Source organism: Bradyrhizobium sp. MI1.7, from assembly GCF_055811795.1.
In genome coordinates this window covers 12004-29053 of sequence record NZ_JBVVPO010000037.1, presented here as the reverse complement: position 1 = coordinate 29053, position 17050 = coordinate 12004, and the positions used below count along the sequence as shown (strand labels likewise).

Sequence of the window (17050 nt, the reverse complement as noted above, 5' to 3'; positions counted from 1 at the left end):
GGGTTTGTGGTCGGGGGCCTCCCCGCCCTTGTTTTACCCTTTTTCCCCCTCCCCCCGGGGGGGGGCGGCGGGGGGGGGCCGGGGGGGGGGTGGGGGCCCGGGGGCGGCGCGGGCCTGCCGAAGAAGCGCGCGCGGTTCTCCTCCCAGACCGTCGGCACGCTCGCGGACCGCATTTCCGGGTGGTAGATCTATATTCACAGATGCGCCCTTATCAGTCGCTGATTGAAACCATGACAATCGATGAGGTCTAAGCCAAGTGGGCCGGTCCATCGGCAGACCGGTCAGCTCGCTCATTGCGCGAGCTGATCCTCGGACGCAGGGACCTGAAACGATCAGCTGGCCCGGCGGTCGTAATCCGCCTGGCCGGCTCGATCACGCCTGTCAATTTCCGAAAACTGAATCGTATCTCAGCGCTGGTGACCCAAGCCAATCCCCAAGGTACGTGCTTTCTGTCGTAGAGACCCCTCGGATCGCTTCATCAGCTTTGAAACCCTAGCTACAGGGGTGCGGGCCTTTGAGTGCGCTTTGAGCAGCTTGACGTCATCCTTACTGTACTCTTTGCGTTTGGCGGTTTTTGCCACGTAATGCTCTCCGATCTCGCTTTGCCCATTTGCCTGTAGCGCCTTGTTTTTGGCGAAGGCGCAACTGCTTCCCATTACCATATCAATGGTCATCGACAACTATTCAAGCGGATTTTTCTCTTCGAGATAAGAACTGGAACTACACGCGAATTTGTCCTCCCTGCATTTTTATCTGCGTGACAAACCCGATTGTCGACATGCACGTCACCCAGCTTCAACATGGAAGCAAGCCATAGGGAAGGGACGCTCGATGCGTCTTCGAAAGGCAAGTCGAAAAGCGCTTCTTGCTTGAATGCTCCGACCTCAGCTCACCAAGACATTTCGTAGAATGATATTTCCAGGCGGCAATATTGATGGAATACCACTGGATCGGCCGGGACACTCGCACCGCTCACTTGCGCGCGCATCATCAACGGGCCTCCACGGCGAGTGCACGGCGTTACCGCGCGAAGAATAAACGTCGTCTCCTATTTTCTGAAGTCCTGCGGACTTAAGGCGAGTACTCATAAAGGCAAATCTTGCGATGGCTGAGCGTTACTCCTCGTCAGCTAATCGAGCACGGCTCGCTCATCCTCATTGGTCTGCCGCAGTATCCTTGATTTAATAAGCCACGACGAGATACCCAGGCAATTCCGCCCTCAGCGAACACTTCTGCGAGACCGTCGCCTGCCCCCGTCTCATGGACCACGACCGCATGACAAACAACCCGGTGGGCCTGGCCGTCCTGTGTGAGCTTGGCACGGGCAGGCGATTGCTTGATCATGACTTGGCAGAGCGCTTGGCCAGCACAATGCCGGTGGCGCGCTGCGGATCATTCGTGATCTGTGTACAGTGACCGCCACTGTCGAGCAGATGCAGGTCGAACTGTCCAACGCAGCGGAACGGACTCTGCGTTATGTCGGAGGCCTCGCAACAAATCCAGGCGAGATGTGGGAATTTCTGCCGGAGCATCAGGCAGGGCTCAGAGGCTGTATCAATAGAGGCGAGCGTTTGCTCGATGTTCGTCAGTTCGCCTTCGAGCACCATCTCCACAATCCTTATTGCCAGAACAAACGTTCACGGTCGGCGTTCAGAACCGCTGTCGCCGAGGCAAGCCGTTGATGCGTCGAATGCCACTCCCAGATGCCGTTGCCGTGATCTTTGCGGAACAGCTGCCATGCCGCCCCAGTTCTATCGTGGTGCAGCAGCGCGACGTCGACGAGGCCGCCCTTCGCATCGATATTGCCTGAGCAGCACGGGCTCTCGACCAGATAGCCGCCAGCAACCCCTGTCACCTTTGGCGAGACATATCGGTAGCGCTCGCGCCTCGTCAGCGCGCGCACGATCCGCCACCGGTCGAGCTCGTTGGGATGCGCAGGCAATCCGGAATGATGTCGTCTGATGATTGCGGCGTTCATTGCGCGATGTCCTAGACTGCGGAGATTTCTGTCTCGAGGCAGCCAACCACCAACTGCTTGCCGAAGTCGACCATATAAATGGGTAAGTTCGCTTCCGTATGGCGACCGACCTGGACGATCTCACCAATGTGCCCGACGCTGACCAGACACTCCTCCGCCGACGCGTCGGGAAAGGAACCGTCGTTGAGCAGATCGATTGTCGCCTTGACACGTTGGCCTGAGCGGTATTTTGGCAGTCTTGGTTCGATCATCAGGGTGCCGCTCCTGGCAAGAAAGGCTCCTCGCCTCCGCGGCTTCGCGTGACCAGATCGAGCTCCTTGCATTTCATGCCGACGCGATAGCCGGAATCGAGGAATTCGACCCCATAGATATAAAATTGTTGCAGGAACGTGCCGATCGAGACGACATAGCCAAGCTCGCCTTTCTTGACCAGAACCTCACCGATCTCCTTGCCCACATAGGTGCCGTCGTTGCGGATGGTGCGGTTGGCCCGCACCTTATCGCCATAATCAAAGAAGGGGGCGTCCGTCAGCTCGACGATGTCACTATCACCGGCGATGTTGCTCATGCTGCCGTCCCCGTTCCATGGTTTAACTGTACCGCGCCTCGCGGGCACCCGGCCTTCCGGACCGCCTCATCATGATCCTCGATCAACCCCCTCAATTCCCGCGCGGCGGCGCGGGTTGCGATGACGGATTGCATGAGCCTGTCGGGATCCCAGTGCGGCAACATCAACGCCCGCAACTTAAAATGCAGATGCTCGAGATAACTATCCGTGAGCCCATGGTTGATGTTGAAGAAGCCATCGACGCGGCACGCGCGTCTGTCATCGACGTAGGCGTGCTCGAGCCGGCCGCGAGCCGCGCGCTTCAGCGCGAGACGCGCCCAGCCGGCACAATCGACCTGATTGGCCCGGCAGCTGAGGGCATCGTGGATGACATCACTCATGGCCCCAGCCATACGCTCGAGCGCTCCCAACAGCACCATGGCGCCCACCTTATCTGCGGACCGAGCCCCAGCAGTCTCTCGATAGCCGCCGTCATTGCTCGAGCTGCCCGAGGCGCATCTGCAAGTAGGCAATAAGCGTTGAGCGAGAACAGGAAGACCCGCGCCAGGGTGCCTTCATAGCGACCGAACTCGGCTTTGGTGGCGCGGACCGCGCTAGTCGGCAGCAAAATCAACTCCGCATCACGTGATCGGGTGCGAACGCCTTAGCTTGGCGCAGGTGGATTTTCGGCACCTTCATCGAGGTGATAGGATAGTCCTGCCGCCCTGGGATGATGCTCGGCCGCCTCAGCGCGCGACCAACACAGGACTCGGTGAGGGCGCCCTCTTTTCTCTCGGATGGCGAACTGAAGAAGGCCTCGGGCATGCATGTCGCCTGTTCAATGATGGCCGCAGGTGGGTGGTGATGTCGCGGAAGACGGGTCCGCTCTTCGTGGGCGCATCGGCGAAATCGATTCCCGACGCTCAAGACGGCGGCCTTCGGGCCGACAGGAATAGCTTAACGCGTTGCCGCCGACGTTCGCGTCGCCAGAATATGGCTCGGCAACTGGCGAAAAAGTCGGCGACCAGCGCGAGCCGTCCACCCGGTCTGAGAAGACGACAGCCGCGGCCGGCGCCTCGTCAAGGCGGAGCATTATCTGCCCGAGTTCCTGAGCCGTTAGTGTGGTCGTGACATCCATCGTGGCCCTCAAGCGGGCGCCTGATGGCGCGGCAGCGTCGTGTCGAGCACGCATGTATTGTCAACCGGGCAAACTGCCACGCATTGCGGCTCGTCAAAGTAGGCGGCGCACTCGGTGCATTTCTCAGGATCGATCAGGAAAACGCCGGCTCGCTCGGAAATAGCGAGATTCGGGCATTGCGTTTCGCACGCCGAACAGCCCGTACATTGCGAAGCGATGATCTTGAACGGCATTATCTAAACCTATCCTCAGGCGGCAGAAATCAGCGCGTTATGGCGGGCCGCCGGATCAACCCGTTCAACGTGCTTGATCTTCCCCTCATTGACTTTATCGAGATAGAGTTTGAACCAGGCGATCGCCGAGCCGTCGATGAACTCGCAGGCGTATTGATCGACGGGCTCGATGCCGGCCTTGATCAATTCGGCCTTCGGGCAGCCGCCGACCTTTGACACGAAAACGGCGTGGCAATCCTTGATGGCGCCGATGGCGATTTCGAGCTTGTTCTCCTCGCCATAGCCGCCCTGGCAATAAGGATGGATAGGACGATGGCCAACGAATTTTGCGCCTGAAGTCGAGAGCTCGTAGATCTGGAACTCCTTGGCATGACCGAAGTGCTGGTTGATCAATCCCGAGCCCTTGGTTGCAACCGCCACCAGCACCTTGATTTCGCTGGAAGCGCTGGCGAGCCCCGCGAGCTCATCCTGCTTGGCCGCAAGCTTTGTAATGCGCGCCTTCTCGACCTTGGCCTGATACTCCTTTCGGGCCTGCTCGTCGTATTTGATGTCCATCGCCATGATCTTTTCCATGGTGAACTCCGCGCCACGGTCCTCCCCGAGCAGTCCGACGGCGTCGGCCCGGCATTGGCGACAATGACGCATCATGTTCATCTCGCTTTCGCAGCTATCCTGCAACGCTGTCACTTCCTGTGCGGTCGGGCCGCGTTGCCCCCTGAGACCGAACACGGTGCCGTGCTCGGGCGACGATATCAGCGGCATCACGTTATGCAGGAAGGCCCCGCGCGACTTCACAGCCTTGTTAACCTCAACCAGATGGCGATCGTTAATCCCGGGAATCATCACCGAGTTGACTTTGCACAGGATGCCGCGCGCGGTGAGCATCTCCAGGCCCTGGAGCTGCCGGCTGCTGAGGATGGTTGCAGCTTCAATGCCGGTGTAGCGCTTGTGGCGGTAAAAGATCCAGGGATAGATCTTTGCACCAATTTCGGGATCGATCATGTTGATCGTGATTGTCACGTGATCGACCTTGAGTCTCGCGATCGTGTCGACATGATCGGCTAGCGCAAGCCCGTTCGTCGAGAGGCACAGCTTGATATCTGGCGCGAGCTTGTTGACGAGCTCGAACGTCTTGAATGTCTTGTCCGGGTTCGCCAGGGGGTCGCCAGGGCCGGCAACGCCGACCACGCTCATCTGAGGGATCGCGGAAGCGACCGCCAGCACCTTCTTGGCGGCCTGCTCCGGCGTCAACTTCTCGCTGACAATGCCGGGGCGCGATTCGTTGGCGCAATCGTATTTACGATTGCAGTAATTGCACTGGATGTTGCAGGCGGGAGCGACCGCGACATGCATGCGGGCATAATGGTGGTGCGCCTCCTCGCTGTAGCAGGGATGGTTCTTCACCTTTTCCCAGATCTCATTTGGAAGATTGCTGATGCCGGCCTGAGATCCGCAGCTCGCCTTACCGCTGCCGCCGATCGTACCGCAGCCCTTGTGCTTAGCCATGACTTGCATGGAATCGCTGATCTTGCCGCCACCGCAGGATACCTGGTGTTGCGCTGAAGTACTCATTTTTCCAATTCTCTTCGCAAGCCGAATCCTTCCGGCTGGCATCCCCGGAGTCGTTTCTGAAAAGCCAAGAGCAACTGGCGTGCCATGCCTGCCACAAATGACTTTTGTGGTTCACTTCAAGCAGTTAGCTAATGCCTGCTCGAATGTCAGTTTTATCAACTCATGTGGGAAAGCTGACAGAGATTGCGATCACAAGAGCGCTGGCAGCGTTGTTTTGACGACGGGTAGATTGCTTCAGCTATGCCCTTGCGCAAAGAGCAGGGCGGCTGGCGTCGTTCAAAGTTGATCTTGTCGCCAAAATGTGACGCCTTCGCAAGACACGATCCGCAAAAGACGTTCCGGACGCTTTGAAGGACAACTTGATGTGGAGATCCTTCCTAGATGCAGACAAGAAGCAGTCCCGTTACCGACCTATAACGTGGAAGATCACGCGGGCCCCGGCCTGACATTCCGGACGGCATTGTCAGGCAGGAAGAGAAACGCCTGATGGCCAGGGTCCAGATGGCCACGAATTCGACCGTGCGTCCAAACGTTGGTTGGCATCTCGAATAGCACGTGCGGGTGTAGATGCAGATCAGATTCGCAAGGCTGCAGCCACCTCGGTCGACATCGCACGAGCTGCCGTCCAACAACTACGCTACCTCGCTGAGCTCTCGGCATCCAGCCAGCCGATCCTGCTCTTCAGGAAACGCAGGCCCAGCACCAACAAGCCGGCGTGCTCCCTGTTGTCCTTGCCATAGCCGTGGCCGCCAGCGGCATGCTCGTAGAAATATGCCTCATAGCCCATCGCCTGCAGCTTCGCTGCCATTTTGCGCGCATGTCCGGGATGGACGCGATCGTCCCGTCGTCTGGTGGCCATCAGGATCGGTGGATAGGACTGCCCGGGTCTTGCGGCATGATAGGCGGAATAGGTCTTCAGCCACTCCCACTCCTCAGCGTTGTCGGGATCGCCATATTCGGCGAGCCAGCTCGCCCCGGCGAACAGTTTTGTGTAGCGGCGCATGTCGATCAGCGGGATCGTGCAGAACAGTGCGCCAAAGAGCTCGGGATATCGCGTTAGCATGTTGGTAATGAGGATGCCGCCGTTCGATCCACTTTCGGCCGCGATCCGCTTGGCCTGTGTCACGCCGCGCTTAACGAGATCGGCGGCGACCGCTGCGAAATCATCATGCGACAATCTCTTGCCGGCCAGCCGGCCGGCGTCGTGCCAGCGCGTGCCGAACTCGCCGCCGCCGCGCAAATTTGCCTGAACCGTGGTGCCGCCGCAGTCGAGCCAAAGCTTACCGAGCGTGGAATTGTAATACGGTTTCATGGAGATCCCAAACCCGCCATATCCGCTCAGATGGACCGGCGCGTTGCCGGTCTGTCTGACCGGGCCGGTCTGTAAATAGGGAATTCGCTCACCGTCGATCGAGATGGCCTCGTGCCGCGTGACCACGCAGTGCTCCGCGGCAAATGTCTTCGGCGCCTGCTTCAGCACGGCGGAAGTGGCAACGCCCCGCTCCATCAGGATGAGCGACGGCGGGGTGAGCGGATCCTCGACGTGGGCCAGCAAGTCGCCATTGCTCTCGGACGGATCGCGATCGAGAGACCAGATGTCGACGACGCCAAGATCAGGAAGGCCGCCCAGTTGCTCGCGGTTCCAGCCATGATCGGATGGCGTGCAGATCTCGAAGACTGGCCGGAGTTCGTCCAGAATACAAAGCACGAGCTTGCCCGCACTCCAAAAGAAGCTCTGCAGCGCACGGTGCGGGCCCGGCTCGAAGAGAATCTCGAACTGGCCGCTGCCCGCCAGGAATGCCGGCAGCGGGATGACGAGCACCGTATCCGCGGCATAGGTCTGCCCTGCCACAGACCAGAATTCGCGCGGCTTCAGCGCAAGCCAGTTGCAATGCGACCGCAACCAGATGTTACTTGGCAGATCGAGCCTCGTCTTGGCGCCTGTTTCATCGCCGAGCCAGACCACGCAATTCAAGACGTCTGTCGCATCGAGGAACCAGATCCTGGGCGGCACGACAGTGTCGTCAACACTGCAACCGACTGACACATGAGCGGCCTTGGTCTCAAAGATCACTGCCGCTTGGTCAACATGCGTACCGCGCCGCCACAGCCTCACCGTGCGCGCATAGCCGGTGGTCGCGGCCATGCCGTCGCCATGGGAGCTTAACAACACCAGCGTATCAGAATCGAGCCATACGCCGCTGCCTTTGGCTTCGGGCAAGATAAAGCCATCGTGGATGAAGAGCTTCGTGTCGGTGTCGAATTCACGCAAAGTCACGGCATCGCTTCCGCCGCGCGATAGACTCAAGATCCACCGCGAATGATTTCCAGGCGGTGCGGCCGTGGCGTTCAGAAGCCAGTCCTCGCCTTCGCTGACGGCGAGTTGATCGAGGTCGAGCAGGATGTCCCATGATGGGTTCGGCCTGCGATACTCTTCCAGAGTGGTTCGCCGCCAGAGGCCGCGTGGATTGTTGGCGTCCTTCCATAGATTGTAGAGGTACCCGCCGCGCCGGGTGACATAGGGGATATTGTCGGGCCGGTCGTAAATCGCGGTCAGCGCATCTCTGTCTCGTTCGGCTGCCGGTCCGCCAAACACCTCCAGCGTTCTGCTATTCTGCCGCTTCACGAAGTTCAGCGCGCGCGCGCCTTCGATCTGTTCCAACCATAGATAGGGATCATCATCAGGGGCGGAGGGCGTTGGCCTTCCAGTTTGCCAGTTCGTCGAGGCTCTTTGCTTGACCATGCTTCATTACAACGTTGGTATTGACGCGCAGCTTCGAGATGATTCAAGGATTTTCATGGCGGACGTCGCATCACGATTTTTAAGTTTACGACCTGGCCTGGCGCGAGATCCAATCCTCTCGAAACTGAATGTTGCGGAGTTACAGCCGGTGGCCTGACGCTGTGAAGACGCGCGGAATACAACGAGCGGGCTGGCGATGTGGGCGCAAGGGGGCGTCGAACGCCGCCCCCATCAACGCCATCGCTGGCCTGACGGCTCAGTGCTGCGCCCAGGCCCCAGATATTGCCGTTGACACCGCGCCGCGATCTTGGTTCCGAAGAACGCTGCGATGGCTTCCGGAGTGATCGGCACGCTCGGTCCGCCAGGCACAAGCCAGGGAATGTTGTCGCGTTCCCCGCAGGTGCCGGACCGCCGCCAAGAATCGGCTCGGCATCCGGCAGTTGGCGAGGTTCCGGGGAACCGCAGCATTCATCATTCGGTTGCTTCGCCGCTGCGCTTCTTGGCGTTGATAGTGATTGGTAGGGTGGTGTCACTCGCCATCGCCGGTAGGTCGAGCACCCAGCCGTTCGCGATTCTAATCCAACCACCCCACAGCGTCTCGTGCTCCCATTCGACAATCGGCTCCTCAAGATCCTTCTTGGGCACATAAATCGAAAGGCCCGTCTCGGGCGAACGGCGAATCATGACCTTCATAGGAGCTCCGCAAGTTGTGAGCTCTCGCCCGCGCGATCCTGACACGCACGCCACAAGGCTCTCTGTTTGGCAGTGATGTCCGGCAGGACTTGGAGGACACGATCAATCTCATCCGGCGCCGTCTCGCACGACAGCGAGAAGCGAACCGCACCGCGCAAAAAGGCCGGCGGTACTCTCATCGCGCGCAGGACGTGGGATGGCTCCATCGAACCGGACGCGCAGGCTGAACCGAGCGAGACGGCAATGCCGTTCCGGTTGAGGTGATGGACAATCGCCTCTGCTTCGAGATGCTCGAAAGCAATGTTCGACGTATTGGGCAAGCGGTTCTTGAGATGACCAAGCACCATGCAACCGCCGAGAGCGAGAATGCCTTGCTCCAGCCGGTCGCGAAGGGTGCCAATCTGCATCTGCTTTTGTATGAGGTGTGCCGCAGCGAGTTCCGCCGCCTTGCCGAGCCCAATAATGCCCGGAACGTTTTGGGTGCCAGCGCGGCGACGCCGCTCCTGTGCGCCGCCGAAGATCAGCGGCCGGAACTTGATGTCCTTGCGCACATACAGCGCGCCGATCCCCTTCGGACCATGGAGCTTGTGGCCGGAGAGCGACAGCATGTCGATGTCCGTAGTCTTCAGGTCAATCGGAATCCGCCCGACCGCCTGGACCGCATCGGTGTGAAAGAGCGCGCCGACTGAGCGCGCCATCTTGGCGAGGGATTTCACCGGAAAGATCGTACCGGTCTCATTATTGGCCCACATGACCGAGGCGATTGACGTGCGCCTCGACAATGCGTTCCGATAAGTCTCGATGTCCAATCGGCCGCTTGCATCGACCGGAATGACATGGGTCTTGATTCCTCGTCGGCCCAGCTCCTCGGCAAGGGACAGCACGGCCGGATGCTCAACGGCCGTTGTGACGATCTCGTCGCGTCCCTCCTGCACGGCGAGCGCGGACAGGATCGCTGTGTTGTCGGATTCAGTCGCGCCCGAGGTGAAGACGATCTCGTGATCGAATGCCGCGCCAATGAGGGCCTGCAAGTTCCGGCGCGCCTGTTTCAATGCGGGCGCAACCTCGCTGCCGAATGCATGCGCGGACGACGCATTGCCGAATTGCGCAGAGAAGAACGGCAGCATCGCCGCAACGACCAAAGGATGTGCACGGGTCGTCGCGTTGTTATCCAGGTAGATCGGCCGCACCAACTGTCCGCCCTGCACTTAATGTCCCACTTTGGCAGCTCCGGGCAGCGGGATCAGGCGGACGAACTCGCCGAGCCGCTCGATCAGGCAAGCCTGAATGGCCGCCAGCGTCGTGCCCGCAAGCTTGCATAGCATGCAGGCGCCGGTGAGCCTGACCATGATCTTGTTGCCGTCGATTTCGACGAGCTCACAATCTCCACGATCACGCCTGAAGCTTGGCCGAATCTCATCGAGCACGGCGCGGACAATCCGCTCGCGTTCGGAAGGCTCGGCAGTCGACGACCGCTTCGTTCGTTCAGCCTTCAGGCTCATGTTCGATGCTCCTTCCATTGCCAATGGTCCGAAGGCCACTTAGCTGAACGATTTACCGCAGGAACAGCTCGATTTGGCATTTGGGTTATCGAAGCGGAACCCTGATCCTTCGAGCGACACCACGAAATCGATCGTGGTGCCGTTGAGATGCGCTAGGCTCGCGTTGTCGACGTAGACTTTAATCCCGCCTTGCTCGAACACGGTCTCAGCGGAGCTCGGCTCATGAGCAAGATCCATTTTGTATGTGAACCCTTGGCAGCCGCCGCCTTCGATCATGATCCGCAAACCGCTTGCCGGCTGCGCTGTCGAGGAGATTGCAGCCTTCAACGCGCTGATGGCGCTATCCGTTAGGTTGATCATCTCTGGCTCGCTCTCACTTCTGTCGCAAGGAAGGATTCGCAAATCCCATGCCAGTCGAAATGCAGCTGAACACAGTTGGTTTTGCAGGCGGCGACCATTCGATTTGCGACCTGTCGGATTTGCGACAGGCGGTTTTCCAGCGTCCCGACGTCATCGGGGCGAGAACTCGTGATGGTGCCAGCACGTATCCATGCACATCGCGCCAAGCCGCCGCTTACGCTCGACGTCGCGGCAGACATAGGAGGACGGCAAACAACTTGCATGAGGGTAGCGGACACGTCGCATTGGGCGACGCATGCACACCACACATTGATGAGGAGCCTTCTATGACGTCGATCGACAACACCGCTCTTGGCCCGTTGGACAAGGAGGGGCGGCTGCTGAATGCGGTGCTTAAGAGTGAAACAACGAAGTCGGGGCGATTTGGATTTCGGGGCGACATCGCGCTGAAGTTCCAAGCCCAGCTCGCCGACGAAAAACGACCGCCGGATTATTCCATCGAACAAGTTCTTGCAATCGCGCAGGAAGGCGAACCGACCATCCCAGTCCTTGCCGGATATCTGCATTCCTTCGCGTATCTACCCGAGGCCGCGAAGGTGCTGGATGGCAGGCTGAGCCCCAAAGGCAGCTATTTCATCTTCTGCAACAACATTGATCTGCTCGCGAAGTACCGCACCAGGATAGGCGACATCACCTTCCGCATTCTGCCTTGCGACGAATCGACTGTGTGGAAGGAGATGATGGACCTCGCCGGCGTCGACAAGAATGACATCAAGAAGCTCGGTACGGCCGGTAGGCTCGACTACTTGCTCGACGCGGCCAAGGACATCGATGGATCATACACGGAGATCTCATATGAGGAGGGCTTGGCCAAAATGGAGCCGGTGAAGAGCAGAAGCGAAAACCGTCCCGTCTGAGGCATCGCCTCAGACCCTCTCTCTCGCCAGCTCGATGAGTCTGCCGCAGAGAGGGTCACTGCCCCCGCTTCGCCTGGGACCGGCTCTGACAAACCCTGGTGATGGACTTCTCGGCCTACGTTTCGGGAGGTCACACCGCCGCTCTGCCAGTCGTGTCTCGTTGGCCAAGAGCACTGTCGTCAATTGCAGCGAGGGGCGGCTGGCCGGGACGGTCCGGCTGACTGCGTCCATCGGCATCCGGACATTCCAATGCTGATCGGTTCATGATCGCGGTCACATCTCAGAGGGCTGATCGACGATGTATGGATCGGCTTTGGCCGTTGTGCTCCTGGCCTTTGCCGGCCTGAGCGGCGCTGAGATGTCGCGCGTCGATGCTCGCCAGCCGTGAGGTTATCGACGAGCGTGCGCCCATCACGGCAATGATGGGGGAATCCGACGCGGGGATTGAGTAACGCGCAAGTTCGAGAGAACCCAGAGCGTGCCAGTGTCAAACGGTTGCCTCGGACATGCAGTTCCGCAGAGCTTCAATGCGGCCGCGGGATGCCGGTTGGTCCAGCCAGGCCAAGCGATAGCTGAGCAGACTTGGCCGCACGTCCTCAATGTCGTGAGAACGAAGCGAAGCTATGCAGAATGCCGCAACCGAAGCTGTCCTAGCTCATCAGCTGCTTGCGCCGACGGGCGACTGCAGTCCGCCTCAACGGGTCGAGCGCGCTCGTCTTGCGATCTGCCCCATCCAACCGAAGATCGGCGAGTTGGCTCAAGCGAGGTCACGGCCGACTCGGCTAATGCCGGCTTCACGCCATTAAATTACAACAGGTTGGATGTTGGCGTTCCTTACCAGCTTGTGTCTGACAACTGACTCGCCGATATGGTGGAACAAAGGCAAATCAACCAAGTGGTGTATGGGTCTGGCAGTTCGTTGGGCACACCCGGGCGCAGGCGCTGCAGCCGATGCAAGCGCCTTCGTCCTTCAGCACCATGATCTTCTTTTCGACCTCATCGTCGTCCTCGTCGAGATCGATGATCTCGCCACCCTCGCTTAGTCCCCTCAGCGTCATGACCTCGCGGCCGCAGACCTTATAGCAGCGGCCGCAGCCGATGCACTTCTTGGGATCGATAGAAACCAGGTAGTCCGGCCTCCAATTGCGACCATCGCGGGTACTGAATGACATGGCTTAAGGTCCGTTATGTTTTGTCCAGCTCCTGGAGGTATTGGCGCTTGCTTTCGAGCTCGCTGAAGGCAGCGTGAGCCTTCTGGGCCACGCTCAGGATCGAGGACCAGTTGACTGGCAGCTCCTCGGAGAGGTCGTGGAGGTCCATCTTGGCTTGGGTCGCCTTGGCCGACAGCTTCTTTATTTCCGCTTTCAGGCTTTCAACATCGCTCATGCTTGCCTCAATAATTCGCCACTTCCGGGAACTTACGGATCATCTCAACGCCACTGTTGACGAATTTGTCGCCTTGATCGGCGAGATCAGAAAAATGGTCGAAACCAAAGCGATGCACGTCGCGCAGCTGCTTGCTCACGACAACGAGCCGGCCGCCGATCAGCACGATCCGACCGAACCCTTCGTGGTGCATCTTCAGCATTGGCGAGATCATCACACCGGTCGCCTTCTCGGTCGAGAGCGCAACCGCGTCAAAGAACAGCTCCAGCCGCCATGTCGTGTCGGGGTCGGGATTGCCGACGATCGGCAGCGCACGGCGCTTGCGCTTGTCGAGAACGTAGGGTTCGAGCAGCTCGAGATCCTTCTTGCCCTCCCAGGCACCGTGGGTGTCCTGGGCGCGCCAGATCTTGATGAGCTCTTTCAGAAATGAACCCTCCGCCGCGGCGGCGGTTGGAGTGATTTCAGACGGGTCGGCCATCCTTGTTCCTTCAGGCTTCGAAATCCACCGTACGATCCGGGCTTTTGGTGAGCAGCTTCCGCAGCCAGGGCGGCGGCGACCCCTTCAGCACGGTTTCGAGTTTGACGCAAAGGTCGTCGATGGGCTCTGGTTGCAGCACTTTCATCGGATGGATGTTGCTCGCGACGACCCGTGCAGCACCCGAGCCGCCGATCGCCGTAACATAGAGGATTGCGCAGCCCCTGATCGCCTCGATCTTCGGCGCGAGCCTATCCTCATTGCCGTCTTCCGTGAGGTCACCGTCAAACTGGATCGCCTCAACAAAGCGGTGCCCGTCCGGGCCGACCTCGTAGATCGCGATGTTCTTGGCCCAGCCGAAGTGCGCATCAACTTGCTTCAAGTCCTGAGTGGCGAATGCAACTTTCATCCGTGTTGTTTTCTCTCCCTGCTCAATGCAACTTGGGCGGATGGACCTGCAGGTCACCGCTGGTGGATCGCCAGGTGTCGGGCGTCGGCCCATGGTTGGTTTCGCGGTCGGTGATGATTAGATTGGCGATGTCAAAGATCAGATCGCGCGTGCCGCGATAGCCAACCGTCGTGAGGTGCGCAGCGCCAAGGCGATCGAACATCGGAAAGCCCACTCGGAAGAACGGAACATTGAGTCGCCAAGCGGCCTGGCGACCATGTGAATGCGACATCAAGAAGTCGCAGTCACGCGACCTGGCAAGCTCTTCAAGATCCTCCAGATCGCCGATCAAGACGTCCTCGGTCCTGACCCGTTGGAGCACCGGTGAGTTCGTCGTAGTCACTGCAGCAGTTACCTGCGCTCCCATGTCGTGGAGCAAGCTTGAGAGATCGAACAACAGGTCCGGTTCGGCGCCGATCGCGAGCTTGCGGCCGCCGATATGGAAATGCGCATCCAGCATGGCGTCTGCCAGCTGTCCACGCTGCCGGCGATATTTCGAGGGCACCGACCGGCCGCTGATCTGGCTCAGGAATGCGATGAATTCGTCGTTTGGGATAAGGCCGCAGAGCCGCTCGAACAGACGGAACGGCGTGCCTGTCCGCGCCTGCATGGTCTCGGCCGCACGGCGCATTTGCGCGCCGATCGCGATCGTCCAAGCCGCCTGCCCCATCGTCGCGATCTCGTCCACTCCAATGCCCCCGATCGTGGTCGGCGTGAATTCGTCGGGGATGTGGCCGTCCAGCGAACCGGCAAGGTCCGGCAAGAAGGAGGGCTTGAGCCCAAAATCCTCAAAGATCGTGCGAAGCTCGTCGAGATCGCCCGGCGTGAGGTGGCAACCAGGTAGCACGTTAACACGGGAGGCATCGCGCGGTCTCGCTGCGTCGACGGGAGCCACAAGCACCTCGATCATCCGCGCCACTGTCTTGCCCCAGCCATCCTGAAAGGCATCCTTAAAATCCGGTGTCGAGACGTAGACAAGGGAAAGCTTTTCGAGCTGCGGATGCTTGTGTCGGATCAACCGGATGAAGGCCTCGACGTCATCGCCGTTGGTCTCGGTGACGCCAGTCGAATTGATGCCAATGATCTCGGGCTCGACGCGATTGTAGATGTTGAGGATCGCCTGTTCGAGATTCTCGTGGCCGCCGAGCACGGTGGCAACCTCGCTCATGGCAGTTGTCTGCATCGGCACGGCTTCGTTGAAATGGCGCACGAACAGCGTCAGCCCGAAGGAGGCGCAACCTTGCGGGCCGTGCAAAAGCGGCATCGCGCCGCGCAAGCCCATGAAGGCAAATGAGCCGCCGATCGGCTGGCTCATCTTGAGCGGATTGACCGAACAGGCTTTCTTCGAGGCAGTAACGATCGCCATGTCGTTTCCCTACTCCGCCGCCTGCTGCGCCGAGGGCCTGAGATCGGAACGAATGTCCTTACAAACAACGCACCGTGCGCTGGAATTGGTGCACGGCTTGGCGGGCTCGGCGAGGTTCGGGCCATGCGCCGCAATCGCGCTCTCACCATCCCCGACCTCACTTTGATTGGAGAAACTTATCGTCTTGACGCCGTTCGTGTTCGCGTCCCGAACTGGATCGGCGGCTTGCGCATGCATCTGCGCAACCGTCTTTGCCTGACGCTTCCGGTCGAACTCATCCCATGGCGCGGCTTGGCGGAGCTGATCCCATATCGGATTGTAGAGCGCTTTCTCGATCTCCTCCATAAGCTTGACAATCCCGACATAGCCCATATAGGCGTGGCAGCGCTCCTGGTTAATATCGAGCCATGGCATCGCAGCCTTTAGTGCGACGAACTGCGACTTGCCGCCGGAGAGCATGATGTCGGCTTTTGCGTCCTTGAGCATCTTGTAGATCTCGCGAGGCGACATGTCCTCGATCATATGGGCGTGCTGGCCCATTAATTCCTTGATACGTTCCTTGTCCTTCGTGGTCGATTTCTTCACGGACGTGCCGACGATCTCGAGCCCGGCCTCCTGCAGAGCGGCCACCATCGACCAGGATTTCACGCCGCCGGTGATGAGAAGAACCCTATTGGCGGAAAAGCGCGGCTTGAAACGTTCAATCGCAGCCCAGGCTTTGGTCTCTTCGCGTGCGATCAGAGCTTGCGTGCGTTCCATCAGCTCAGCCGGCGCGCCACGGTCGATCAGCATGCGCGCGATCTGGCGCAGTGAATTGCTGGAATCCTCAATACCGTAGAACGAGCCTTCAAAAAACGGGATGCCGTAGCGCTGCCTCATCTTGCGTGCGACGTTGATCATTGCCTTTGAGCAGACCATCATCGCGGCTTTGGCTCGGTGCGAGTAAGCGACCTCGCGGTACTTGCCGTCCCCCGAGATGCACGACAGGATCCGAATTCCGAGCTCATCGAGCAGCGGCTTGACCTGCCAGAGCTCGCCGGACAGGTTGTATTCGCCGATGATGTTGATGTCGTACGGAGTGGTGTAATCGGGCTCTCCGGTACCGATGACGTGCTCCAGCAGCGCTTCGCCCGCGAGCTTGTTACCAAGGTTCTTCGACCCCACAAATCCTGGTGCATTGACGGGAATGACCGGTTTGCCGAATTTGGCGGAAGCCGCCTTGCAGACCATATCGATGTCGTCACCGATCATTGCGGGCACGCATGTCTGGTAGACGAAGATGGCCTGTGGGTCGTATTTCTCTGTGATCTCCTTGACTGCCCTGTACAGCCGCTTCTCGCCGCCGAACACGACGTCGGTCTCGCTCATGTCAGTGGTGAAGCTTCTGCGCCACAGATCGGAGCCGGAGGAGACGGAACCGCGATTGTCCCAAGAATTGCCCTCACACGCGATTGGACCATGCACAAGATGGGCGACATCGGTGAAGGGCTGCAGTGCGATTTTGGCGCCATCGAAGGCGCACCCGCCGGCGGCGCCGCCCGGCTTCAGCTGCTTGGTGCATCCATTCTTGCGCTCGACGTTCGACTTGCTCGCATTCCTGGCGCAGCCCGGTTCGTTAAAGACGTCCTGTATGGTCGTGGGAAGCGAAGTCATGGTGTCTCTTTCCGGGATGTCAAGACACCGCACAGACCA

General features: G+C 59.4%; 20 protein-coding genes. 1 reads left to right on the top strand and 19 read right to left on the bottom strand.

The annotated features are described in order from the left end of the window. Positions 1-407: 407 nt before the first annotated feature. The 13 genes from AC0L3X_RS28445 to AC0L3X_RS28385 all read right to left on the bottom strand — a co-directional run bounded on the left by AC0L3X_RS28445 (position 408) and on the right by AC0L3X_RS28385 (position 10766). Entirely contained in the window at positions 408-674 is a 267-nt protein-coding gene (locus AC0L3X_RS28445) for a hypothetical protein (RefSeq protein ID WP_439035782.1), read from the bottom strand. Positions 675-1340: 666 nt separating this feature from the next. Then, positions 1341-1607, bottom strand: coding sequence for a DUF6129 family protein (locus AC0L3X_RS28440; RefSeq protein WP_439033964.1), 267 nt, complete (start codon positions 1605-1607; stop codon positions 1341-1343). Between the two features lie 11 nt (positions 1608-1618). Further along, positions 1619-1978, bottom strand: coding sequence for a DUF3024 domain-containing protein (locus AC0L3X_RS28435; RefSeq protein WP_439033963.1), 360 nt, complete (start codon positions 1976-1978; stop codon positions 1619-1621). A gap of 11 nt (positions 1979-1989) precedes the next feature. Continuing rightward, the gene (locus AC0L3X_RS28430) at positions 1990-2229 is read right to left on the bottom strand and encodes a nitrogen fixation protein NifZ (protein ID WP_439033962.1); all 240 of its coding nucleotides are present in this window, start codon (positions 2227-2229) and stop codon (positions 1990-1992) included. Continuing rightward, the gene (locus AC0L3X_RS28425) at positions 2229-2546 is read right to left on the bottom strand and encodes a nitrogen fixation protein NifZ (RefSeq protein WP_439033961.1); all 318 of its coding nucleotides are present in this window, start codon (positions 2544-2546) and stop codon (positions 2229-2231) included. Before AC0L3X_RS28425 ends, AC0L3X_RS28430 begins: the two co-directional genes overlap by 1 nt. Further along, on the bottom strand, positions 2543-2926 hold the full coding sequence (locus tag AC0L3X_RS28420) for a 4Fe4S-binding leucine-rich repeat protein (protein WP_439033960.1): 384 nt from the start codon (positions 2924-2926) through the stop codon (positions 2543-2545). The genes AC0L3X_RS28425 and AC0L3X_RS28420 overlap by 4 nt, the downstream gene beginning before the upstream one ends. Positions 2927-3671: 745 nt before the next feature. Continuing rightward, entirely contained in the window at positions 3672-3896 is a 225-nt protein-coding gene (locus AC0L3X_RS28415) for a 4Fe-4S binding protein (protein WP_231143989.1), read from the bottom strand. Positions 3897-3911: 15 nt separating this feature from the next. Continuing rightward, positions 3912-5468 (bottom strand): nitrogenase cofactor biosynthesis protein NifB, encoded by a 1557-nt coding sequence (nifB, locus tag AC0L3X_RS28410; protein WP_231143988.1) that lies wholly within the window; start codon positions 5466-5468, stop codon positions 3912-3914. Positions 5469-6105: 637 nt separating this feature from the next. After that, a complete protein-coding gene (locus tag AC0L3X_RS28405; RefSeq protein WP_439033959.1) occupies positions 6106-8211 on the bottom strand; it encodes a prolyl oligopeptidase family serine peptidase in 2106 nt (701 codons plus the stop codon). 471 nt (positions 8212-8682) lie between these two features. Then, the gene (gene nifT, locus AC0L3X_RS28400; protein WP_439033958.1) at positions 8683-8904 is read right to left on the bottom strand and encodes a putative nitrogen fixation protein NifT; all 222 of its coding nucleotides are present in this window, start codon (positions 8902-8904) and stop codon (positions 8683-8685) included. Beyond that, on the bottom strand, positions 8901-10094 hold the full coding sequence (gene nifS, locus AC0L3X_RS28395) for a cysteine desulfurase NifS (protein ID WP_439035702.1): 1194 nt from the start codon (positions 10092-10094) through the stop codon (positions 8901-8903). The genes nifT and nifS overlap by 4 nt, the downstream gene beginning before the upstream one ends. An 18-nt stretch (positions 10095-10112) precedes the next feature. Next, a complete protein-coding gene (locus AC0L3X_RS28390) occupies positions 10113-10406 on the bottom strand; it encodes a NifU family protein (RefSeq protein ID WP_439033957.1) in 294 nt (97 codons plus the stop codon). Positions 10407-10445: 39 nt separating this feature from the next. Further along, the gene (locus tag AC0L3X_RS28385) at positions 10446-10766 is read right to left on the bottom strand and encodes an iron-sulfur cluster assembly accessory protein (RefSeq protein ID WP_231143986.1); all 321 of its coding nucleotides are present in this window, start codon (positions 10764-10766) and stop codon (positions 10446-10448) included. Positions 10767-11092: 326 nt separating this feature from the next. Between AC0L3X_RS28385 and AC0L3X_RS28380 the strand changes: the two genes are divergently transcribed. Then, positions 11093-11683 carry a hypothetical protein gene (locus AC0L3X_RS28380; protein ID WP_231143985.1) on the top strand — a complete coding sequence of 197 codons (591 nt, stop codon included), beginning with the start codon at positions 11093-11095 and terminating at the stop codon, positions 11681-11683. A gap of 887 nt (positions 11684-12570) precedes the next feature. Here AC0L3X_RS28380 and fdxB read toward each other — a convergent pair. Genes fdxB through nifE form a run of 6 tightly spaced genes read right to left on the bottom strand, consistent with a single transcriptional unit; the run spans position 12571 to position 17011 of the window. Next, positions 12571-12855: a ferredoxin III, nif-specific gene (fdxB, locus tag AC0L3X_RS28375; protein WP_439033956.1), complete on the bottom strand. Its 285-nt coding sequence runs from the start codon at positions 12853-12855 to the stop codon at positions 12571-12573. Between the two features lie 13 nt (positions 12856-12868). Beyond that, complete coding sequence (locus AC0L3X_RS28370; protein WP_231143983.1) at positions 12869-13069, bottom strand: CCE_0567 family metalloprotein; 201 nt, start codon at positions 13067-13069, stop codon at positions 12869-12871. A 7-nt stretch (positions 13070-13076) separates the two neighbouring features. Beyond that, positions 13077-13547, bottom strand: a complete 471-nt coding sequence (locus AC0L3X_RS28365; protein ID WP_473317027.1) for a NifX-associated nitrogen fixation protein — start codon at positions 13545-13547, stop codon at positions 13077-13079. Positions 13548-13557: 10 nt separating this feature from the next. Further along, positions 13558-13953, bottom strand: a complete 396-nt coding sequence (nifX, locus tag AC0L3X_RS28360; protein ID WP_439035701.1) for a nitrogen fixation protein NifX — start codon at positions 13951-13953, stop codon at positions 13558-13560. 22 nt (positions 13954-13975) lie between these two features. Further along, entirely contained in the window at positions 13976-15358 is a 1383-nt protein-coding gene (gene nifN / locus AC0L3X_RS28355) for a nitrogenase iron-molybdenum cofactor biosynthesis protein NifN (RefSeq protein ID WP_439033955.1), read from the bottom strand. A gap of 9 nt (positions 15359-15367) precedes the next feature. After that, positions 15368-17011, bottom strand: a complete 1644-nt coding sequence (gene nifE, locus AC0L3X_RS28350) for a nitrogenase iron-molybdenum cofactor biosynthesis protein NifE (RefSeq protein ID WP_439033954.1) — start codon at positions 17009-17011, stop codon at positions 15368-15370. Between the last annotated feature and the right edge of the window lie 39 nt (positions 17012-17050).